The following is a 20,731-nucleotide window of genomic DNA, read 5'->3' as shown; positions in this document are numbered from 1 at the left end:
CAGGACCTGATCCTGTACCTCTTCGGTACACCCGGCCAGGACCGCTTCTGGTTCATGTGGGACGACCTCGTCCGCGGCGCCATCGGCGCCGTCGTACTCGTCGACACCCGCCGCCTCGCCGACTGCTTCCCCGCCGTCGACTACTTCGAGAACAGCGGCCTCCCCTTCGTCATCGCCCTCAACGGCTTCGACGGACACCAGCCGTACACCCCGGAGGAAGTCCGCGAGGCCCTGCAGATCGGCCCGGACGCCCCCATCATCACCACCGACGCCCGCCACCGCGCGGACGCCAAGAGCGCGCTCATCACGCTCGTCGAGCACGCCCTCATGGCACGCCTGCGCTAGGCCCTGTCGTCAGCCGCGAAGGCCCCCGCCGTCCTCCGGGACGGGCGGGGGCCTTCGTCGTACGGTCTCCTGCGGGCCGCAGAGCCCGTACGCGGCCCGCAGGGCCCGCAGGGCCCGCAGGGCCCGCAGGGCCCGCCGGAGGACCCCGTACGGCCGCGCGCGCCGCGCCGGGACGCGCGGAGGCCCCGCACCCTGGGGGTGCGGGGCCTCGTGCGGCTCTGGGGGCTCAGCCCTGCCAGCTGTGCGGGGCGCGGAAGCCCGGGGTGCGCTCCAGGCGGCGCCAGCCGGCCTGGGAGCGGCCCGCGGGGACCTCGGCGCCCTCGGGCGCGGCGGCGGCGCGGGCGAGGAGGATCGCGGTGATCGCGGCCAGTTCCTCGGGGGCGGCGTGCCCCTTCTCGACGCGGAGCAGTGTGTCGGTGCTCATCGGTGGCGTGTCTCCTTTTACTGCGGCGGGTTGCCGTGCTTGCGCGACGGCAGGTCGGCGTGCTTGTTGCGGAGCATCGCGAGGGCGCTGATGAGCGTTCCGCGGGTCTCGGCGGGGTCGATGACGTCGTCGACGAGGCCGCGCTCGGCCGCGTAGTAGGGGTGCATCAGCTCGGCCTTGTACTCCTTGACCATGCGGGTGCGCATGGCCTCGGGGTCCTCGGCGTCCGCGATCTGCTTGCGGAAGATGACGTTGGCCGCGCCCTCGGCGCCCATGACGGCGATCTCGTTGGTGGGCCAGGCGTAGGTGATGTCGGCGCCGATGGACTGGGAGTCCATGACGATGTACGCGCCGCCGTAGGCCTTGCGCAGGATCAGCGAGATCCGCGGGACGGTGGCGTTGCAGTACGCGTACAGCAGCTTGGCGCCGTGGCGGATGATGCCGCCGTGCTCCTGGTCGACGCCCGGCAGGAAGCCGGGGACGTCCAGGAAGGTGATGATGGGGATGTTGAAGGCGTCGCAGAGCTGGACGAAGCGGGCGGCCTTCTCGCTCGCGTGGATGTCCAGGACGCCCGCGAGGTGGCCGGGCTGGTTGGCGACGATGCCCACGACCTGGCCGTCGAGGCGGCCCAGGGCGCAGATGATGTTGCGGGCCCAGCGCTCGTGGATCTCCAGGACGTCGCCCTCGTCGACGAGCTCCTCGATGACCTTGAGCATGTCGTACGGGCGGTTGCCGTCCGCGGGGACCAGGTCCAGGAGGACCTCCGAGCGCCGGTCGGCGGGGTCGGACGTCTCGTGGACGGGCGGGTTCTCACGGTTGTTGGAGGGGAGCATCGAGATGAGGTAGCGGACCTCGGAGATGCAGGTCTCCTCGTCGTCGTACGCGAAGTGCGCGACGCCCGAGGTCTCGGCGTGGACGTCGGCGCCGCCCAGGCCGTTCTGGGTGATCTCCTCGCCGGTGACCGCGCGGACCACGTCGGGGCCGGTGATGAACATCTGCGAGGTGTCGCGGACCATGAACACGAAGTCCGTGAGCGCCGGGGAGTAGGCGGCGCCGCCGGCGCAGGGGCCGAGCATGACGGAGATCTGCGGGATGACGCCGGAGGCGCGGGTGTTGCGCTGGAAGATGCCGCCGTAGCCGGCGAGCGCGGAGACGCCCTCCTGGATTCGGGCGCCCGCGCCGTCGTTGAGGGAGACCAGCGGGGCGCCGGCCGCGATGGCCATGTCCATGATCTTGTGGATCTTCGTGGCGTGGGCCTCGCCCAGGGCGCCGCCGAAGATGCGGAAGTCGTGCGCGTAGACGAAGACGGTGCGGCCCTCGACGGTGCCCCAGCCGGTGATGACGCCGTCGGTGTAGGGCTTCTTGTTCTCCAGGCCGAAGCCGGTCGCACGGTGGCGGCGGAGTTGCTCGACCTCCTTGAAGGAGCCCTCGTCCAGGAGCAGCGCGATGCGCTCACGCGCCGTCAGCTTGCCCTTCGCGTGCTGGGTCTCGGTCGCCCGGTCACTGGGGCCGCGCCGCGCCTGCTCGCGCAGCGAGTGCAGCTCGGCCACGCGCCCGCGGGCGTCCGTGGGCTCGCTCGGGGTCTGGTCCACAACGGTCATGTACCGACCTTACGAAGCGAGGGGTGAAAAACCTCCGTTGATTCCGCACAGTCTCCGGTGTCTTCCGCTGTCCGGCCCGCACAGAAGCCCCGAGGGATGTACGGACTACGCCATACGGGACCTTCGTCCTTTGTGGAGGCTCCACAAAACCACGCGGCACGGGGCAGAGAAGTTGAAATTTGAACTGAATGCGTCTAGCGTTCTTCCCGTTGAAGTTGTTGAATCTTCAACCGCTTATTCAGCGCCGCAGACCACCGAGGAGCAGGCCATGGGTCTCTTCACCCGCCGCAGCCAGGACACCACCACCGCCACCGCCACCGGCGCCGTCGCCGCGCTCGCAGTGGACCCGGCCCTCGCCGCACTCACCGGCGACTACGTGATCGACGCCGCCCACAGCAGCATCGGCTTCACCGTCCGGCACGCCATGGTCACCAACGTCCGCGGCAGCTTCGGCGACCACGAGGGCGCCCTGCACCTGGACGGGAGCGACCCGTCCCGCTCCACGGCCGTCATCGACGTGCGGATCGCCTCCGTCGACACGGGCATCGCCGACCGGGACGGCCACCTGCGCGGCCCGGACTTCTTCGACGCCGAGGCCTTCCCGCTGATGACCTTCCGCTCCACCGGGGCCAGCCGGCTCGGCGGCGACGCGTACCGCATCTCCGGCGATCTGACGATCAAGGACGTCACGCGTCCGCTCTCCATCGACCTGGAGTTCTCCGGCTCCGCCACGGACGTCTACGGCAACGAGCGCGTGGGCTTCGAGGGCTCCGCCGAGATCCTGCGCTCCGACTGGGGCCTGACGTGGAACGCGGCACTGGAGGCCGGCGGCGTGATGGTCAGCGACAAGGTGAAGCTGACCTTCGACATCTCCGCCGTCAAGCAGGCCTGACCCGGCCGGGCACCGCCCGGCACGGCCCCCGGGGGCGGCTACCAGCCGCCCCCGCCGTCGAACCCGCCGCCCCCGCCGAATCCGCCGCCCCCGAAGTCCCCGCCCCCGAAGTCGGACGGGTTGAAATCGGCCCCGGAGACGTCCCCGCCCTCGAAGCCGCCGCCCGCGTCCCCGCCGAAGTCCGAGGCGTAGGCGGGAGTGGCCATCATCGAGCCGAGCATCGTGCCCATCAGCAGGCCGGGGAGCATCCCGCCGCCGAAGTACCCGCCGGCCCATGGCCCGTACGCCGGGCCGGCGTCGTAGTACGGGCGCGGCCCGTGCTCCGTGTCGACCGTGCGGACCGCCGGGTCCCGGCCGTCGCGCAGCCGCACCGCGTCCGCCGTGCAGACCGGCACCGTACGGGGCGCGCCGCCGGAGGGGGACCAGGTCGCGTCCTCGGTGCTCGGCCCGTGGCGCGGGTCGAAGAAGCAGGGCGAGCGGCGTTCGGGCACCGGCCGGCCCTGGCGGCGCGCGTCGAGGCGGGTCAGGGCGTACCGGCCGTCCTCCAGGGTCCGGGTGACCTCTGTGACCTCCTCGGGCCGCTGGACCCCGGCCATGATCTGCTTGGCCTTCTCGTACGAGTCGAGTCCCTGGGCGTAGTCCGTGCGCATGGCGTCGTCCGCGCCGGGCTCGCCGGGGTGGAAGTCGAGGCGCTCCAACTCCTCGCCGAAGGCGGTGATGTCCTCGTCCACCACGACGCCCAGGCGGGCGACGGCGTCGCGCCGGACCTCTTCCCTGCGCTTGCGGTTGCGGCGGACCAGGGCGTACGCCCCGCCGCCTCCGACTACGGCCACCGCGCCGAGCGCGATCAGGCCGCCGACCGGGGCTCCGCCATCGGCTCCGGTGGTGCCCCACGATGCGGGGGCGGAGCCCTTGGTCTGGCCGAGGGCCTGGTCCACGAAGTTGTCGAGCTGGGTGGCCGCGTCGACGGGGCCGCCGGCCTTGACGGCCTCGGAGAGGTTCTGGGCGACGTACCCCGGCATGACCGTGCGGTCGGCCGCGGCCCGGAAGCCGTCGCCGAGGCGGATCGCGTACAGACCGGTGATGCCCGTCTCGGCGCGGACGGCGCCGAGGACCTTGTCCTGCGGAAACTCGGCCGCGGCGGGCAGTACGGCGACGAACAGCGGCTTCCCCGCGTCCTTGATCTTTTCGGCGAGCGCGTCGGCCTGGGCCTCGGACAGTTGCGCCTCGGCCCGCGGATCGACGTAGACCGGACCCTTCTTCAGGGCCTCGGCCACGGCGGCGGTCCCGGTGTCGGCCGACGCCTGAGGAGCGGCCACCAGGACGGTCGCCGACAGGGCCAGCAGCAGGCCGGAGAAAACGGACATCAGCCTGGTCCTCATGGCTACGACGCTACCGGAACCGGCTGTTTTCCGTGTGAGCTGGACATAAGGGCCTCCCGGTCCGGGGCCGGGTCGCCCGCGGACCGGGCCCCCCGGGGGCCGGACCTACTCGGCCGGCTCCACGCCCGCGTGGAGGAGGCCGAAGGTGAAGGCGTCCTCCAGGGCCTGCCAGGACGCGGCGATCACGTTCTCGGCGACGCCGACCGTGGACCACTCGCGGACCCCGTCCGTCGTGGCGACGAGCACGCGGGTCGTGGATTCCGTGCCGTGCTTGCCCTCCAGGATGCGGACCTTGTAGTCCACCAGCTCGAACTTGGCCAGCTGGGGGTAGAACCGCTCCAGCGCCACCCGCAGGGCCCGGTCCAGCGCGTTGACCGGGCCGTTCCCCTCCGCCGTGGCGACGATCCGCTCGCCCTTGGCCCACAGCTTGACCGTGGCCTCGTTGGCGTGGGTGCCGTCCGGGCGGTCCTCGACGATCGCGCGCCAGGACTCGGTGCGGAAGTACCGGCGGGCACGGCCCTCGACCTCGGCGCGGAGCAGCAGCTCGAAGGAGGCGTCGGCGGCCTCGTACGTGTAGCCCCGCAACTCCCGCTCCTTGACCCGCTCGACGACCCGCGAGATCAGCGCCCGGTCCCCGCCGAGGTCGACGCCGAGCTCCTTGCCCTTGAGCTCGATGGAGGCGCGGCCGGCCATGTCGGAGACCAGCATCCGCATGGTGTTGCCGACCCGCTCGGGGTCGATGTGCTGGTAGAGGTCGGGGTCCACCTTGATGGCCGAGGCGTGCAGGCCGGCCTTGTGGGCGAAGGCGGAGACGCCGACGTACGGCTGGTGGGTGGAGGGGGTGAGGTTCACGACCTCCGCGATGGCGTGCGAGATGCGGGTCATCTCGGCGAGCGCGCCCGCGGGGAGCACCGTGCGGCCGTACTTGATCTCCAGGGCGGCGACGACCGGGAAGAGGTTGGCGTTGCCGACGCGCTCGCCGTAGCCGTTGGCGGTGCACTGGACGTGGGTGGCGCCCGCGTCGACGGCGGCCAGGGTGTTGGCGACGGCGCAGCCGGTGTCGTCCTGGGCGTGGATGCCCAGGCGCGCGCCGGTGTCGGCGAGGACGGTGGCGACGGTCGCCGTGACCTGGGCGGGGAGCATGCCTCCGTTGGTGTCGCAGAGGATGACCACATCGGCGCCGGCCTCGTGGGCGGTGCGGACGACGGACTTCGCGTATGCGGGGTTGGCCCGGTACCCGTCGAAGAAGTGCTCGCAGTCGACGAAGACACGGCGGCCCTGGGCTACCAGGTGGGAGACGGTGTCGGCGACCATCTCCAGGTTCTCCTCGAGGGTGGTGCGCAGGGCCAGCTCGACGTGGCGGTCGTGGGACTTGGCGACCAGCGTGATCACCGGGGCGCCGGATTCGAGCAGGGCCCGCACCTGCGGGTCCTGGGCCGCCGAGCCGCCGGCGCGGCGGGTGGCGCCGAAGGCGACGAGCCGGGCGTTCTTGAAGTCGATCTCGGCGCGGGCCCGGGCGAAGAACTCGGTGTCGCGGGGGTTGGCGCCGGGCCAGCCGCCCTCGATGAAGCCCACGCCGAAGTCGTCCAGGTGCCGGGCGATCGTCAGCTTGTCGGCGACCGTGAGGTTGATGCCCTCGCGCTGGGCGCCGTCGCGCAGGGTGGTGTCGAAGACGTGGAAACTGTCGTCGAGGACCGCTGCCGCCGCCTCTGGTGTCGTCGTCATGCTGATCTGACTCCTGTCGGATGAGTGGTTCCGGATGCCCGCCGAGGGGGCGGGCCGCCGTCACTGCCCCCATCATCGCGCGCGGTCCGGTCCCGGCGGGGTGGGGCCGGGAAACGAAAAGACCCCTCGCGGGTAGCGAGAGGTCTGCGCGCGGGTCTGGGGCACGGCGGCCGCTTCCGCGAGGTTCTTCCGCGGTTCAGCGGCCACTGGGGACCGGCGCGCTGCTGGCGATAATCATGAGCTGAGCAGGCACGCCCGCAGTGTGCCACACCGGCCGCGGCGCGCGGACACGGATCTCAGCATCTGGGCGGTGCGCCGGCCGCGCTGCCGCCCGGGGGCCCGGCGCACCGGGTCAGGCCTGCGGGTCCGGGTTCAGCGTCTCCTCGAGGAACTCCCGGACGTGGGCCAGGATGGCCTCCCGGTCCAGCGTCGGGAGTCCCACCGCGAGCTGGATGCTGAAGCCGTCGAGCAGCGCCCGGATGCGGGCCGCGACCCGCTCGGCGTCCACCGCGCGGAACTCCCCGTGCGAGATCCCCTCGGCGAGCAGCGCCACCAGGTCGCGGTGCCAGGCGCCCTCGATGGCCGCCTGCCGGTCGCGTTCCTGCGGACCCGCGTTCTGCGAGCGGTTCCAGACCTCCAGCCACAGCGTCCAGTGCGGGTCGCGGGCCCGGGTGGGCACGTACAGGTCGACGTAGGCGCGCAGGCGTTCGCCCACCGGCCCGCGGCGCGACAGCAGGGCCCGGCGCTGGGTGCCGAGCTCGGCCTCGCTCCACTCCAGGGTCTGGAGCAGGAGCTCGTCCTTGCTGCGGAAGTAGTAGAGGAGGTGTCCGCTGCTCATGCCGACCTCGCGGCCCAGACCGGCCATGGTGAGGCCTTCCAGTCCGCGCTCGGCGATCGTGGCCATGGCGGCGACGAGTACGTCCTCGCGCGGGGGCGCGTTCCTGCGCGCCGCCCGTACCGGTACTCCACCCGCCGTCATGGCCCCACTCCTCGTCCGTGTGCCGCCGGTCAGACCTTCGGCTGCTGCTGGGTGATGCAGTGGATGCCGCCACCCCCGGCGAAAATCGTACGTGCGTCGACGAGCGTGACGGTCCGCTCGGGGAACAGTCCGCGGAAGATCTCGGCCGCCTCCTCGTCGCGCGGGTCGTCGAAGGAGCACAGCACCACGCCGCCGTTGCACAGGTAGTGGTTGATGTAGGAGTAGTCCACCCACTCGCCGTCCTCCTCCAGTACGGTCGGCGCCGGGATCTCCACGACCTCGAGCCGTCGGCCCCGCGCGTCGGTGGAGGCCCGCAGGAGGGCGGCGATGGCCTTGCAGCGCTCGTGGTCGGGGTGGGCCGGGTCGGGCTGGGTGTGCACCATGACGACGCCGGGGCGGGCGAAGGCGGCGACGATGTCCACGTGGCCCTGCGTGCCGTAGGTGCCGTAGTCGCCGGCCAGGCCGTACGGGAGCCAGATCGCCTTCGTGGTGCCGAGGTGGGCGTGGATCTCGGCCTCGACCTGCCGGCGGGTCCAGCCGGGGTTGCGGCCCTCCCCCAGCTGCACGGTGTCGGTGAGCAGTACGGTGCCCTCGCCGTCGACGTGGATCGCGCCGCCCTCGTTGACCAGCGCGGTGCTGTACGTACGGGTGCCGGCCACGTCCGATACGTACCGGGCGACCTTCGAGTCGTGGTCCCAGCGGGCCCACGCCTGGGCGCCCCAGCCGTTGAAGGTCCAGTCGACGGCGGCCAGTCGGCCCGCGCCGTCGGTGACGAAGGTCGGGCCGATGTCGCGCATCCAGGCGTCGTCGAGCTCCTGCTCGACGATCTGCACGTCGTCGCCGACGTGTGCGCGGGCGTTCTCGGCGTCACCGGGCGAGACGACCAGGGTCACCGGCTCGTACGCGCGCACCGCGCGGGCCACGGCGCCCCAGGCGGCGCGGGCCTCGGCGAGCTCCTGCTCGGTGGTGAAGGTCGGGTTGGGGCCGGGCCACGCCATCCAGGTCCGCTCGTGGGGGGTCCACTCGGCGGGCATCCGGAAGCCGTCGTCGGCGGGCTTGCCGGCGGGCGTGGGCTGTGCAGCGGTCATGACGGGAGTCCTCACGGGCTGGGCGGGCGGGCATGCGGGCGGGCGGGCGGCGGGAGTACGGACGTACGGGCCGGGCCGGCCTACAGGAAGTACAGGCGGTTGAGCGAGACCGACTCGGCGGCTTCGGAGCGCAGCGGTTCCCCGTCGAGGGAGACGAGTCCGCTGCGCGCGTCCACGTCGACCGCCCCCGTCCGGGAGTTGAGGAGGAGGTCGGCCGGTCCGATGCCGCGGGTGCCGCGGACGGCGACCCGGCGCCTGCGGGTGGGCATCTCGTCGCTGCCGAGGGCTGCGGCCGCGGCGGAGACGAAGGCGACCGAGATGTCGGCCGCGGTGGCTCCGTACGAGCCGAACTGCGGGCCGAGCACGAGGGGCTCACAGGTGTCGGTGGCGGCGTTGGGGTCGCCGGTGACCCCGTACGCCGGGAAGCCGGACTTGAGGACGAGCTGGGGCTTGGCGCCGAAGAACTGCGGGCGCCACAGCACGATGTCGGCGAGCTTGCCGACCTCGATGGAGCCGATCTCGTGGGCCAGGCCGTGGGCGATGGCGGGGTTGATGGTCAGCTTGGCCATGTAGCGCAGGACGCGCGCGTTGTCGTCGCCCTCCCCGTCGCCGGCCAGCGGGCCGAGCTCGCCCTTCATCTTGGCGGCCATGGCGAAGGTGCGGCGGATGGTCTCGCCCGCGCGGCCCATGCCCTGGGCGTCGGAGCTGGTGATGCCGATCGCGCCCAGGTCGTGCAGGACGTCCTCGGCCCCCATGGTGCCCGCGCGGATCCGGTCGCGGGCCATCGCGGCGTCGCCCGGGAGGTCGGGCTTGAGGTCGTGGACGGAGACGATCATGCCGTAGTGCTCGGCGACGGCGTCCCGGCCGAAGGGCAGGGTCGGGTTGGTGGAGGAGCCGATGACGTTCGGCACGCCGGCCATCTTGAGGACGTTGGGGACGTGTCCGCCGCCGCAGCCCTCGATGTGGAAGGCGTGGATGGTGCGGCCGTCGAGGACCCGCAGGGTGTCCTCGACGGAGAGGCACTCGTTCAGGCCGTCGCTGTGCAGGGCGACCTGGACGTCGTACTCCTCGGCCACCCGCAGGGCGGTGTCCAGGGCGCGGGTGTGCGCGCCCATGTCCTCGTGGACCTTGAACCCGCTCGCGCCGCCCTCGGCCAGGGCCTCCACCAGCGGGGCGGCGTCCGAGGAGGAGCCGCGGGCGAGGAAGCCGATGTTGACGGGCCAGGCGTCGAAGGCGTTGAACGCGTGCTTCAGCGCCCAGGGGGAGTTGACGCCGACGCCCCAGACGGGGCCGAACTCCTGGCCGATGATCGTGGTGACGCCCGCCGCGAGCGAGGCCTCCATGATCCGGGGGGACAGCAGGTGGACGTGGGTGTCGACGGCGCCGGCGGTGGCGATCAGGCCTTCGCCGGAGACGATCGAGGTGCCCGTGCCGACGACCACGTCGACGCCGTCGAGGGTGTCGGGGTTGCCGGCGCGGCCGATTGCGTGGATGCGGCCCTCGCGGATGCCGACGGACACCTTGCGGATGCCGAGCACGGCGTCGATGACGAGGACGTTGCTGATCACGACGTCGCAGGTCTCGCGGACGGCCGCGGCCTTGAGGTGCAGGCCGTCGCGGGCGGTCTTGCCGAAGCCGGCCAGGAACTCGTCGCCGGGCTTCTGGGAGTCGGACTCCACGCGGACGGTGAGCCCGGAGTCGCCGAGGCGGACCCGGTCCCCGGCACGGGGGCCGAAGACGGAGGCGTACTCGCGGGGGTCGATGTGCCGGCTGCCCGGCGCGCAGTGGTCGCTGTGCGGGGTCTTCTTGCTCACGCCTGGTCTCCGTCCGCGTGCTCGGTGGTGCCGGTGCCGGTGCCGGTGCTCGGGCCGGTGCTCGCGCCCGCGCTCGGGCCGGTGCTCGGGCCGGTGCCGGGGCCCTGGGGCGCGGCCGCGCCCAGGTATCCGCAGGCCGCCGCCCGCTCCAGGGCGAGCTCCTTGGCCCCGGGGGCGTCGAGCGGCCCGTCGACCAGCCCCGCGAAGCCGATCGCGATGCGGTCGCCGCCGATCGGGACGAGGCCGACCTCGCCCTCGCCGTGCGGGTCGAACCGCACGGACGAGCCCGCCGGGACGCACAGCCGCATCCCGTAGGCCGCGGCGCGGTCGAAGTCGAGGCGCGGGTTGGCTTCGAAGAAGTGGAAGTGGGAGGTGACGCTGACCGGCACGGCGGCGGTGTTGCGCACGTGCAGGTGCACCACCGGCTCCGGCTGGGGGGTGCCGGGACCGGGGACGACGGCGCCCGGGGCGTCGTCGCCGAGCGATGCGGCGCCCTGGATGGGCGAGGAGACCACCGCGAGGCGGGACCCGTCGTCGAAGACGGCCTCGACGTGGACCTCGGTGACCACGTCCGCGACGCCGGGCAGGACGTCGCCGGGGCCCAGCACGCTGCGGGCCTCGGCGATGGCCTCCGCCAGCCGTTTGCCGTCGCGGGCGGCCTCGCAGACCGTGTCCGCGATCAGCGCGGTGGCCTCCGGGACGTTGAGCCTCAGGCCGCGGGCCCGCCGGGCCCTGGCCAGTTCCGCCGCGCTGCGCAGCAGCAGCCGGTCGCGCTCCGTAGGGGTCAGCCGCACGCCGATCCACCACCTCTTGAGTCGATGAGTTAGAGCATCACTCTAACTCCTCATTTCCTGGGCGGTAGTCATTGACCTGGAACACCAGCCTGGGTCACATTGAGTGCCGTTCAAATCACTGCGCCATCACCCCCCGCCCTGCCAAGGGAGTCTCCCCATGCCCATCGAACAGCGCGGCGTCGACACCATCCCCGAGGAGGAGCGGACGAGCGGTCCCCGCGACCTGGTCTCGATCCTGCTCGGCTCCAACCTCTGCCTCGGCGTGATCGTCTTCGGCTGGCTGCCCCCGTCCTTCGGGCTGGGGCTGTGGCCCTCGGTCACCGCCATCGTGACGGGCACCCTGGTCGGCATCGCCTTCACCGCGCCGCTCGCCCTCGTCTCCCTGCGCACCGGCACCAACCTCTCCACCTCCAGCGGCGCCCAGTTCGGCGTCCGCGGCCGCCTGGTCGGCTCGGTGGTCGGCCTGCTGCTCTCCCTCGGCTACACGGCACTGACCTTGTGGATCGGCGGCGACGTCACGGTCGGCGCCCTGTCCCGGCTCACCGGGCTCCCCGACACCGGAGTCTCGCGGTCCGTGATGTACGCGGCGCTGGCCGCGTTCACCGTCGTCGCGGCCGTCTTCGGCTACCGCCTGCTGCTGCGCATGAGCAAGGTCCTCTCCATCGGGATGCTGGTCCTGCTGGCCGCCGGCGTCTTCGCCTACGCCCCGGACTTCACCGCCGCCGCGCCGCCGCAGACCCCGTACCTGCTCGGCTCCTTCTGGCCGACCTGGCTGCTCGCCGCCGTCGCTGCCGGGCTCAGCGGCCCGGTCGCCTTCATCACCCTGCTGGGCGACTACACCCGCTACGTCTCCCCGCGCCGCCACAGCTCCCGCACGGTGCTGTGGGCCACCGGCCTCGGCCTGCTCGCGGGCCTGCTCGTGCCCCAGTTGTTCGGCACCTACACCGCGCTCGCCGCCCGGGCCGGCGCCGAGTACGCCGGGCCGCTGGTCGGCGCCGCACCGCTGTGGTACCTGGTGCCGCTGCTCGTCGCCGCCGCGGCCGGGTCCGTGGGCAACGCGGGCCTGATGCTGTACTCCATGGGCCTCGACCTCGACGCGATCGTGCCCAGGGCCACCCGGACCACCGCCACGCTGGCCGCCGCGGCCGTCGCCACCGCCTTCGTGTTCGTGGGCTCCTTCGAGTGGGACGTCCAGTCCGCGATGACCTCGTTCGTCCTGCTGCTGACCGCGCTCGGCACCCCGTGGGCCGTGATCACCCTCATCGGCTACGCGCGCTGCCGCGGGGTCTACGATCCCGACGCCCTCCAGGTGTTCAACCGTCGGGCCCGCGGCGGCGTCTACTGGTACAGCGGCGGCTGGAACCTCCGGGCCGCCGCCTCCTGGGCGGCCGGCGCGGCCGTGGGACTGGCCGCCGTGTCCTCCCCGGTGTACGAGGGCCCGCTCCTGGCCCTCACCCACGGGGTGGACTGCAGTTTCATCCTGTCGGGGCTGGTCGGCGGCGCGGTCTACACCGCGCTGACGGTCCGGCGCGCCGCGCCGCGCCGCACGACCGGAGGCCCCCGCGCGCCGCGCGGGGGCCTCCGGGCCGTGGGGAGGGCTGCGGACTAGCCGAGCGGGTGCATCCAGCCGTGGGCGTCCGCCGCGTGGCCGGTCTGCAGCTCCAGCAGCGCCTTGCGCAGGCGCATGGTGACGGGGCCGGGCTCGCCGTCACCCTGCGTCCAGTTGGCGCGCTCGGACTTGACCGAGCCGACCGGGGTGATGACGGCCGCGGTGCCGCAGGCGAACACCTCGGTCAGGGTGCCGTTCTCGTTGTCGCGCTTCCAGTCCTCGGTGGTGATCCGGCCCTCCTCGGCGGTGTAGCCGAGGTCGCGGGCGATGGTGAGGAGGGAGTCGCGGGTGATGCCCGGCAGGAGCGAGCCGGTGAGCTCGGGGGTGACGATGCGCTGCGTCCCGTCCGCCTCGCGGTACACGAAGTACAGGTTCATCCCCCCCATCTCCTCGATCCAGCGGTGCTCGACGGCGTCGAGCCACACCACCTGGTCGCAGCCGTGCGACGCCGCCTGGGCCTGCGCGACGAGCGAGGCCGCGTAGTTGCCGCCGGTCTTGGCCGCGCCGGTGCCGCCCTTGACCGCGCGCACGTACTCCTCGGAAAGCCAGACGGAGACGGGCTTCACGCCGCCGGGGAAGTACGCGCCGGCCGGCGAGGCGATGACGATGAAGAGGAACTCGTTGGCCGGGCGGACCCCGAGGCCGACCTCGGAGGCGAACATGAACGGCCGCAGGTACAGGGAGGCCTCGCCGGAATCCGGCACCCAGGCGCGGTCCTGCTTGATCAGCGCGTCGCAGGCGGCGATGAACAGGTCGGCCGGCAGTTCCGGCATGGCCATGCGGCGCGCGGACGTCTGGAAGCGTGCGGCGTTGGCCTCGGGGCGGAAGGTGGCGACGGTGCCGTCGGGCTGGCGGTAGGCCTTCAGTCCCTCGAAGATCGTCTGCGCGTAGTGCAGCGTCATGTTCGCCGGGTCGATCGACAGCGGGGCGTACGGGACCAGCTCGGCGTCGTGCCAGCCGCGGCCCTCCGTCCACTTGACCGTCACCATGTGGTCGGTGAAGTGGCGGCCGAAGCCGGGGCTGGCCAGGATCGCCTCGCGCTCCGCGTCGGACAGCGGGGTCGAGGAGGGCTTGAGCTCGATCGTGGGCGTCGTCATGAGTGCTTGTCCTTCACCGGTTTTGTAGGGCGGACCGCGCTCACGGCGTACTAGGACGTCCGGGCATCCCCGCATTCCGCGGCCTCGCGTTCGATTATCGCGCGCAAGGAGGCTCCGGTGAAACGGGGAGATTGCGGCCCAGGGGAGATGGTGGCACCCGGGGCCGCACAGGAAAAGCCACCGGGGCGATGATCGCGACCCGGCGGCTTCCTGAGCTGGAGCTGCCGGGTCAGCCGGCTACGCGAGCCGCGAGGGCGTCGCCGATGGCGTCGGTGGGGCGGAAGGTGCCGTCGCGCTCCGCCAGGTCGGCGGAGACCGCGTCCTCGATGCGGGCGGCCTGGGCCTCGTAGCCCAGGTGGCGCAGCAGGAGGGCGACGGAGAGGATCGTCGCGGTCGGGTCGGCCTTGCCGGTGCCCGCGATGTCCGGGGCCGAGCCGTGGACGGGCTCGAACATGGACGGGAAGGCGCCGGTCGGGTTGATGTTCCCGGAGGCGGCCAGGCCGATTCCGCCGGTCACGGCGGCGGCCAGGTCGGTGAGGATGTCACCGAAGAGGTTGTCCGTGACGATGACGTCGAAGCGCTCGGGCTGGGTGACGAAGAAGATCGTCGCGGCGTCGACGTGCAGGTAGTCGGTGGTGACCTCGGGATACTCCGTGCCGACCGCGTCGAAGATGTTCTTCCACAGGTGGCCGGCGTACACGAGGACGTTGTTCTTGTGGACCAGGGTCAGCTTCTTGCGGGGGCGGGCGTTCGCCCGCTCGTACGCGTCGCGGACCACGCGCTCGACGCCGTACGCGGTGTTCACGCTGACCTCGGTGGCCACCTCGGCCGGGGTGCCGGTGCGCAGGCTGCCGCCGTTGCCGGTGTACGGACCCTCGGTGCCCTCGCGGACCACGACGAAGTCGATCTCCGGACGGCCGGCCAGCGGGGTGGCCGTGTTCGGGAAGAGCTTCGAGGGGCGCAGGTTGATGAAGTGGTCGAAGGCGAAGCGGAGCTTCAGCAGCAGGCCGCGCTCCAGCACGCCGGACGGGACCGACGGGTCGCCGATGGCTCCGAGCAGGATCGCGTCGTGGTGCCTGAGGGCGTCGAGCTCCGCGTCCGGGAGGGTCTCACCGGTGCGGTGCCAGCGCCGGGCGCCGAGGTCGTACTCCTTGGTCTCCAGCTTCACATCCTGGGGCAGGACCGCGGTAAGGACCTTGAGTCCCTGAGCCACGACTTCCTGGCCGATGCCATCACCGGGGATCACTGCGAGATTGATGCTGGTCGACATGACGGAACCGTACTCCGTGTCCCAGCCCTCAGACATATTGCGTCCACCATGTGGACCATCGTGAACGCAACACGCCTGGGGTCGCCTGCGGATGAAGCCCTGGTCAGCCGGGGTCAGTGGCCGGTCGAACCGCCGTTGTCCCGGCGGTCGAGGGCCCGCTGGAGGGCCGCGGCCGCGTTCTTGCGGTCGGCGTCGGCGGCGGAGGAGTGGCGGGTGCGGCGGACGGCTGCGGTGGTGGGGGTCATGGTGATCGACTCCTTGAGATCACGGCGTGGCAGGGCCACGGATGAGGGGTTCCTTCAAGGCGCCGGAAGAGGCGGGGAGCCGTGCGCCGCAGGGATTGCCTGCCGGGGGCGCGCGCTCACGACCGCCATTCGCCTGATCGGCGAGACGTTCGGCTCCTACAAAGCTAGGCCAGCCCGCGCTGTATGTCTCGGCACTTACTCGGACTTCCTACTATCTGAGACGGCGAAGCCCGCGGCGCAGCCCCTCCACGGGCTCCGCGTCAGGCCCTCTCGGAGCGGAGTTCCCTGATCAGGGCCCTGACGGCGCGGGTCGCGGCGGATTCCGGCGTGGTGACGTATCCCACCCGTCTCGTCGGACGCCGCGCACCCAGACCGGTGATCTCCACGGTCGCGGGGGCCTCCCGCAGGGACAGCTCGGGCAGGATCGCCATGCCCAGCCCCCGGCCCACCATCGTCAGCACCATCCCGTCGTCCTCGGCCTTGACGGTGGCCCGCGGGATCCAGTCCTGCTCCCGCCACCAGTCGCGCGTCCGGGAGCCGCAGTTCTCGTCCCAGTCCAGCAGGGGCAGCGCCCTGGGGTCGGCGTGGCCCACCGGGTGCACCAGGGCGTACGCCTCCTCGACGAGCACCCCTGCCAGCAGTCCGGGCGGCAGGTCCCGCGCGCCGTCGAGGGTGGCGATGCCCAGGTCGGCGCGGCCGGCCGCGACCTCCCCGGCGGCTCCGGCGCCCAGCTCGCGCACCACTCGGACCTCGGGGCGCAGGCCCGGGTGCCGGGCGGTGAGCCGCTCCAGGGCGGGCGGCAGCAGGTGCAGGGCGGCGCTGCGGAAGGCGGCGATCCGCAGCACTCCCCCGACTCCGACTCCGACCCCGTCCCCGTCCCGCCCGGACCGGGCCGCGGCGCGCACCTCCTCGGCCATCACCTCGTACATCCGCAGGATGCGCCGGGCGTGGCCGACGGCCCGCTCCCCGGCGGGGGTGGGCCGGGCTCCGGCGCGGCCCCGCTCGAAGAGGACGGTGCCGGTCTTGGCCTCGCTGCCGCGCACCGCGTGGGAGACCGCCGACTGGGTGAGGCCGAGCGAAGCGGCCGCGGCGGAGAAGCCCCCGGTCTCGGCGACGGCGACCAGGATGCGCAGTTCCTGCGGATGGAGATTGGCCACGGGGCTCCCCCCTCGTCCTATGAGCGCCGTTCATGGACGTGCGCCGTCCATGAACGCAACCCCCTGCCGGGCCGCGGGATTCCCTCCTAGCGTCTGCGCCATGACCACGCACACCGCCCACGCCGTCCACCAGAGCGCCCGGCCCGACGGCTTCCCCGCCGCCGCCGACTTCACCCGCGTCTCCTTCCCGGTTCCCGAACCGGCTCCCGGCACCGCCCTGGTGGAGAACCTGCTGCTCTCCGTCGACCCGTACCACCGGGGCCTGATGGACGGAGGCGAAGGCGGCTTCGAGCTGAACACCCCCCTGGAGGGCCGGGCGGTGGGCCGGGTGACCGCCTCCCGCGACCCGGGGCTGGCCGAGGGCGACCTCGTCTTCCACCGCTCCGGCTGGCGCACGCACGCCCTCGTCACGCTCGGGGTGGACGGCACCCGCACGCTCCGCGGCCACGAGGGCGTCCCGTTGGAGGCCCACCTCTCCATCCTCGGCGGCACCGGCCTCACCGCGTACGCGGCCCTGACCCGGACCGCGCGCCTGCGCGAGGGCGAGGACCTCTTCGTCTCGGCCGCCGCGGGCGGGGTCGGCACGGCCACCGGCCGCATCGCCCGGCTGCTCGGCGCCCGCCGGATCATCGGCAGCGCGGGCTCGGCGGCCAAGGTCCGCCACCTCACCGGTGCCCTCGGCTTCGACGCGGCCTTCGACTACCACGACGGCCCGGTCGGCGAGCAGCTGGCGCAGGCCGCCCCGGACGGCATCGACGTCTACGTGGACAACGTGGGCGGCGGCCATCTGGAGGGCGCGATCGACGTGCTGCGCGAGCACGGGCGGATCGCCTGGGTCGGAGCCGTCTCCCTCTACAACGGCGACCGCTCCCCCGCCGCGCCGCGCAACCTCTTCGAGATCGTGCACAAGTCGCTGCGCCTGGAAGGGGTATTGGTTCGCCATCACACCGATCTGCAGGACGAGTTGGAGGACTTCCTCGTCCCCCACCTGCGCAGCGGCCGGATCGGCACCGACACCACCGTCGTCCAGGGATTCGACCACACCGTGGAGGCCTTCCGGGGCATGCTCCGGGGAGACAACCTGGGCAAGATGCTGGTCCGGCTCGACGGCTGAAGTGCGACATCCGGATGTTCACCGACTGCTTGCCGCACGACCGTGGACCTTTGGCGCGGCCGCGGCCCCCCTTGCGGGCACGGTGCCGCCTGGAACAACGGCCGGCGCCGGACACCGCGGGCCTGACCGGCGCTACTGTGACGACAGGACCCTAGAGCACGTCCCCGTCCCGCCAGTCGAAGTCGAGCCGCCCGGCGGGGTCCAGCAGGGCCCCGCCGGGCGGCACCCACACGTAGGTGGACCCCTCCTCGCCCGGCAGCCGCTCCGGTCCGGCGGGCCCGAGCGCCCCGATCCGCCCGGCCCACACCGTCCACCCGCGGCCCGCGTACAGCGCGGCCCCGTCCTCGGACGCCGACAGGGCCCCGAGCACGTAGGCCCGCGCGACGACCGTCTCCAGAGCGGCCATGACGGCGGCCCCGACGCCGCGGCGCCGCCGGTCGGCCCGTACGGCCACGGCCTCGACGTACCCCGTGCGCAGGGCGGCGCCCCGGTGCACGACCCTGCGCTGCACGACACTGCCGTGCCCCACCAGCTCGCCGCCCTCGTGGACCAGGGCGTGCATCCCGCCCAGCCCGTGCTCGAAGTCCTCGTCGGAGAAGTCCCCCTCGAAGGCCGCGTCGAGCAGCGCCCGGACCTCCTCGAGCGTGCCGGGGCCCAGCTGCGAGGTGTGCGCGAGGCGTGTCCGCGTATCGGTCATGGAACCAGTGTCCCCCGGCCACCGATCGACCGACATGGTCCTGGCCCTGCGCGCACCCGGCTCCGCACACTCGCTGCATGTCGCCCGAAACCCAGCAGTGGAGCCCCACGCACGGCCGGCCCTACCGCCCCGCGCCCTACCGGCCGGCGCGGATGCCCGCCGCCGAGTCCCTCGCGCGCGCCGCCGAGTTGCGGGCCCGGATGGACGAGCGGCGCACCGTGCGCCACTTCTCGTCCGACCCCGTCCCCGAGCAGGTGGTCCGGGACGCCATCGCCTGCGCCGCCACCGCCCCCTCCGGGGCGCACCAGCAGCCGTGGACCTTCGTCCTGGTCAAGGACCCGGCGGTACGGCAGCAGATCCGCGCCGCCGCCGAGCAGGAGGAGGCCCTCTCCTACGACGGCCGCCTGGGCGACGAGTGGCTCGCGGCGCTGCGCCCCATCGGCACGGACGCGGTGAAGACCCACCTCACCGACGCCCCGGCCCTCGTCGTGGTCTTCCAGCAGCGCTACTGGCTCGGCCCGGACGGCACGAAGCGCAAGCACTACTACGTCGACGAGTCGGTGGGCATCGCGGTGGGCATGCTGCTGTCCGCCCTCCACCTGTCCGGGCTCGCGGCCCTCGTGCACACGCCCAGCCCGATGCGCTTCCTCGGCCGCGTCCTGGAGCGCCCGGAGAACGAGAAGGCCTTCGCGGTCGTGCCGGTGGGCTACCCGGCGGACGACTGCGAGGTCCCGGACCTGGTCCGCAAGTCCCTCGACCAGGTCATCGTGGAGGTGTGACCGGAGCGGACACGGGACCGCCCCCGCTCCGGACTTGGGGGTACCGGAGCGGGGGCGGGGTCGTGCGGGGGCCGGATCAGCCCATGTGCGGGTACGCGTAGTCGGTCGGCGCGACCAGCGTCTCCTTGATGGAGCGCGTCGAGGTCCAGCGCTGCAGGTTCGTCGCCGCGCCCGCCTTGTCGTTGGTGCCCGAGGCGCGGCCGCCGCCGAAGGGCTGCTGGCCGACGACGGCGCCGGTCGACTTGTCGTTGATGTAGAAGTTGCCCGCCGCGAAGCGGAGCTTCTCCATCGCGTCCGCCGCCGCGTACCGGTCCCCGGCGATGATCGAGCCGGTCAGGGCGTACGCCGAGACGGACTCCATCTGGGCGAGCATCGCGTCGAAGTCGGCGTCCTCGTAGACGTGCACGGCGAGGATCGGGCCGAAGTACTCGGTCGTGAAGACCTCGTTCTCGGGGTCGGTGCACGCGATGACGGTCGGGCGGACGAAGTAGCCCTCCGAGTCGTCGTACGTGCCGCCCGCGACGATCTCGCACGTCGGGTCGGCGACGGCCCGGTCGATCGCGGCCTTGTTCTTCGCGAAGGAGCGCTCGTCGATGACGGCGCCGATGAAGTTGGTCAGGTCGCGGACGTCACCCATGGCGATGCCGTCGACCTCGGCCGCGAAGGCCTCCTTGAAGCCGTCGTTCCAGATCGAGGCCGGGACGTAGGCGCGCGAGGAGGCCGAGCACTTCTGGCCCTGGAACTCGAAGGAGCCGCGGGTCAGTGCGGTCTTGAGGGTGGCGCGGTCCGCGGACGGGTGCGCGACGACGAAGTCCTTGCCGCCGGTCTCGCCGACCAGGCGCGGGTAGGACTTGTACTTCTCGATGTTGTTGCCGACCGTCTTCCACAGGTACTGGAAGGTCTTGGTCGAGCCGGTGAAGTGGATGCCGGCCAGCTCGGGGTGGTTCAGCGCCACCTCGCTGACGGCGATGCCGTCGCCCGTCACCAGGTTGATGACGCCCTTGGGGAGGCCGGCCTCCTCCAGCAGCTCCATCAGGAGGACGGCGGAGTGCGTCTGCGTCGGGGACGGCTTCCACACGACCACGTTGCCCATGAGTGCGGGGGCGGTCGGCAGGTTGCCCGCGATGGCCGTGAAGTTGAACGGCGTGATCGCGTACACGAAGCCTTCGAGCGGGCGGTGGTCGCTGCGGTTCCACACGCCGGCGGAGTTCGCGACGGGCTGCTCGGCCAGGATCCGGCGGGCGAAGTGGACGTTGAAGCGCCAGAAGTCGACGAGCTCGCACGGCGTGTCGATCTCGGCCTGCTGCGCCGTCTTCGACTGGCCCAGCATGGTCGAGGCGGCGAGCTTCTCGCGCCACGGGCCGGAGAGCAGCTCGGCCGCGCGCAGGATGATCGCGGCGCGGTCGTCGAAGGACGTCGCGCGCCAGGCCGGGGCGGCGGCGAGGGCGGCGTCCACGGCCTCCTGCGCGTCGGCCTCGGTGGCGGTGCCGAAGGTGCCGAGCACCGACTTGTGGTCGTGCGGCTGCACCACGTCGAAGCGCTCGCCGCCGCCCATCCGCTTGACGCCGCCGATGGTCATCGGGAGGTCGATCGGGTTCTCGGACAGCTGCTTGAGCTGCTCTTCGAGCCGTGCGCGCTCCGGGGTGCCGGGGGCGTACGAGTGGACCGGCTCGTTGACCGGCGCGGGGACCTGGGTCACAGCATCCATGGGGCTGGTAA

At 72.6% G+C, this 20,731-nt stretch carries 19 protein-coding genes; 5 read left to right on the top strand and 14 right to left on the bottom strand.

What is annotated here, in order from left to right; genetic code table 11:
- Nucleotides 1–345, top strand: a 345-nt coding sequence (locus ACFWU6_RS07145) for an ATP/GTP-binding protein (RefSeq protein WP_383979063.1), incomplete at its 5' end; no start/stop codon positions are given.
- A 226-nt stretch (nucleotides 346–571) separates the two neighbouring features.
- On the opposite strand, the gene ACFWU6_RS07140 is transcribed toward ACFWU6_RS07145, so the two are convergent.
- Both ACFWU6_RS07140 and ACFWU6_RS07135 read right to left on the bottom strand, forming a co-directional pair.
- Nucleotides 572–769, bottom strand: a complete 198-nt coding sequence (locus ACFWU6_RS07140) for an acyl-CoA carboxylase subunit epsilon (protein ID WP_383810309.1) — start codon at nucleotides 767–769, stop codon at nucleotides 572–574.
- A 17-nt stretch (nucleotides 770–786) separates the two neighbouring features.
- Nucleotides 787–2,370, bottom strand: coding sequence for an acyl-CoA carboxylase subunit beta (locus ACFWU6_RS07135; protein ID WP_383810312.1), 1,584 nt, complete (start codon nucleotides 2,368–2,370; stop codon nucleotides 787–789).
- A 268-nt stretch (nucleotides 2,371–2,638) separates the two neighbouring features.
- Between ACFWU6_RS07135 and ACFWU6_RS07130 the strand changes: the two genes are divergently transcribed.
- Nucleotides 2,639–3,262: a YceI family protein gene (locus ACFWU6_RS07130; RefSeq protein ID WP_383979060.1), complete on the top strand. Its 624-nt coding sequence runs from the start codon at nucleotides 2,639–2,641 to the stop codon at nucleotides 3,260–3,262.
- 38 nt (nucleotides 3,263–3,300) lie between these two features.
- On the opposite strand, the gene ACFWU6_RS07125 is transcribed toward ACFWU6_RS07130, so the two are convergent.
- The 6 genes from ACFWU6_RS07125 to ureA all read right to left on the bottom strand — a co-directional run bounded on the left by ACFWU6_RS07125 (nucleotide 3,301) and on the right by ureA (nucleotide 11,044).
- Complete coding sequence (locus ACFWU6_RS07125; RefSeq protein ID WP_383979057.1) at nucleotides 3,301–4,644, bottom strand: hypothetical protein; 1,344 nt, start codon at nucleotides 4,642–4,644, stop codon at nucleotides 3,301–3,303.
- A gap of 105 nt (nucleotides 4,645–4,749) precedes the next feature.
- Entirely contained in the window at nucleotides 4,750–6,369 is a 1,620-nt protein-coding gene (gene cimA, locus ACFWU6_RS07120) for a citramalate synthase (RefSeq protein ID WP_383810322.1), read from the bottom strand.
- A gap of 352 nt (nucleotides 6,370–6,721) precedes the next feature.
- Nucleotides 6,722–7,348 (bottom strand): TetR/AcrR family transcriptional regulator, encoded by a 627-nt coding sequence (locus tag ACFWU6_RS07115; RefSeq protein ID WP_383810325.1) that lies wholly within the window; start codon nucleotides 7,346–7,348, stop codon nucleotides 6,722–6,724.
- 29 nt (nucleotides 7,349–7,377) lie between these two features.
- The gene (locus tag ACFWU6_RS07110) at nucleotides 7,378–8,436 is read right to left on the bottom strand and encodes an agmatine/peptidylarginine deiminase (protein ID WP_383979054.1); all 1,059 of its coding nucleotides are present in this window, start codon (nucleotides 8,434–8,436) and stop codon (nucleotides 7,378–7,380) included.
- A gap of 80 nt (nucleotides 8,437–8,516) precedes the next feature.
- Nucleotides 8,517–10,250 carry an urease subunit alpha gene (locus ACFWU6_RS07105; protein ID WP_383810331.1) on the bottom strand — a complete coding sequence of 578 codons (1,734 nt, stop codon included), beginning with the start codon at nucleotides 10,248–10,250 and terminating at the stop codon, nucleotides 8,517–8,519.
- Complete coding sequence (gene ureA, locus ACFWU6_RS07100; RefSeq protein WP_383979051.1) at nucleotides 10,247–11,044, bottom strand: urease subunit gamma; 798 nt, start codon at nucleotides 11,042–11,044, stop codon at nucleotides 10,247–10,249. The genes ACFWU6_RS07105 and ureA overlap by 4 nt, the downstream gene beginning before the upstream one ends.
- Nucleotides 11,045–11,201: 157 nt before the next feature.
- Between ureA and ACFWU6_RS07095 the strand changes: the two genes are divergently transcribed.
- Nucleotides 11,202–12,653, top strand: coding sequence for a cytosine permease (locus ACFWU6_RS07095; protein WP_383979048.1), 1,452 nt, complete (start codon nucleotides 11,202–11,204; stop codon nucleotides 12,651–12,653).
- Here the strand turns inward: ACFWU6_RS07095 and ACFWU6_RS07090 are convergent.
- From ACFWU6_RS07090 to ACFWU6_RS07075, 4 genes are all read right to left on the bottom strand, one after another.
- Nucleotides 12,650–13,750: a branched-chain amino acid aminotransferase gene (locus ACFWU6_RS07090; protein ID WP_383810341.1), complete on the bottom strand. Its 1,101-nt coding sequence runs from the start codon at nucleotides 13,748–13,750 to the stop codon at nucleotides 12,650–12,652. The two genes, ACFWU6_RS07095 and ACFWU6_RS07090, sit on opposite strands and share 4 nt — an antisense overlap.
- A gap of 229 nt (nucleotides 13,751–13,979) precedes the next feature.
- A complete protein-coding gene (locus ACFWU6_RS07085; RefSeq protein ID WP_383979045.1) occupies nucleotides 13,980–15,020 on the bottom strand; it encodes a 3-isopropylmalate dehydrogenase in 1,041 nt (346 codons plus the stop codon).
- Between the two features lie 113 nt (nucleotides 15,021–15,133).
- Nucleotides 15,134–15,304, bottom strand: a complete 171-nt coding sequence (locus ACFWU6_RS07080) for a hypothetical protein (RefSeq protein ID WP_383810374.1) — start codon at nucleotides 15,302–15,304, stop codon at nucleotides 15,134–15,136.
- Nucleotides 15,305–15,525: 221 nt separating this feature from the next.
- Nucleotides 15,526–16,422: a LysR family transcriptional regulator gene (locus tag ACFWU6_RS07075; RefSeq protein WP_383979043.1), complete on the bottom strand. Its 897-nt coding sequence runs from the start codon at nucleotides 16,420–16,422 to the stop codon at nucleotides 15,526–15,528.
- 100 nt (nucleotides 16,423–16,522) lie between these two features.
- Here ACFWU6_RS07075 and ACFWU6_RS07070 point away from each other — a divergent pair, with 100 nt between their 5' ends.
- Nucleotides 16,523–17,536, top strand: coding sequence for an NADP-dependent oxidoreductase (locus tag ACFWU6_RS07070; RefSeq protein WP_383979040.1), 1,014 nt, complete (start codon nucleotides 16,523–16,525; stop codon nucleotides 17,534–17,536).
- Nucleotides 17,537–17,687: 151 nt separating this feature from the next.
- Here ACFWU6_RS07070 and ACFWU6_RS07065 read toward each other — a convergent pair whose 3' ends face one another.
- The gene (locus ACFWU6_RS07065) at nucleotides 17,688–18,269 is read right to left on the bottom strand and encodes a GNAT family N-acetyltransferase (protein WP_383979037.1); all 582 of its coding nucleotides are present in this window, start codon (nucleotides 18,267–18,269) and stop codon (nucleotides 17,688–17,690) included.
- 41 nt (nucleotides 18,270–18,310) lie between these two features.
- Between ACFWU6_RS07065 and ACFWU6_RS07060 the strand changes: the two genes are divergently transcribed.
- On the top strand, nucleotides 18,311–19,012 hold the full coding sequence (locus ACFWU6_RS07060) for a nitroreductase family protein (RefSeq protein ID WP_383810355.1): 702 nt from the start codon (nucleotides 18,311–18,313) through the stop codon (nucleotides 19,010–19,012).
- A gap of 76 nt (nucleotides 19,013–19,088) precedes the next feature.
- Here the strand turns inward: ACFWU6_RS07060 and pruA are convergent, their stop codons facing one another.
- Nucleotides 19,089–20,720 (bottom strand): L-glutamate gamma-semialdehyde dehydrogenase, encoded by a 1,632-nt coding sequence (pruA, locus tag ACFWU6_RS07055; protein WP_383810358.1) that lies wholly within the window; start codon nucleotides 20,718–20,720, stop codon nucleotides 19,089–19,091.
- Between the last annotated feature and the right edge of the window lie 11 nt (nucleotides 20,721–20,731).

This window comes from Streptomyces sp. NPDC058674, assembly GCF_042716505.1.
GTDB lineage: Bacteria > Actinomycetota > Actinomycetes > Streptomycetales > Streptomycetaceae > Streptomyces.
This window is presented reverse-complemented; position numbering and strand designations above follow the sequence as displayed.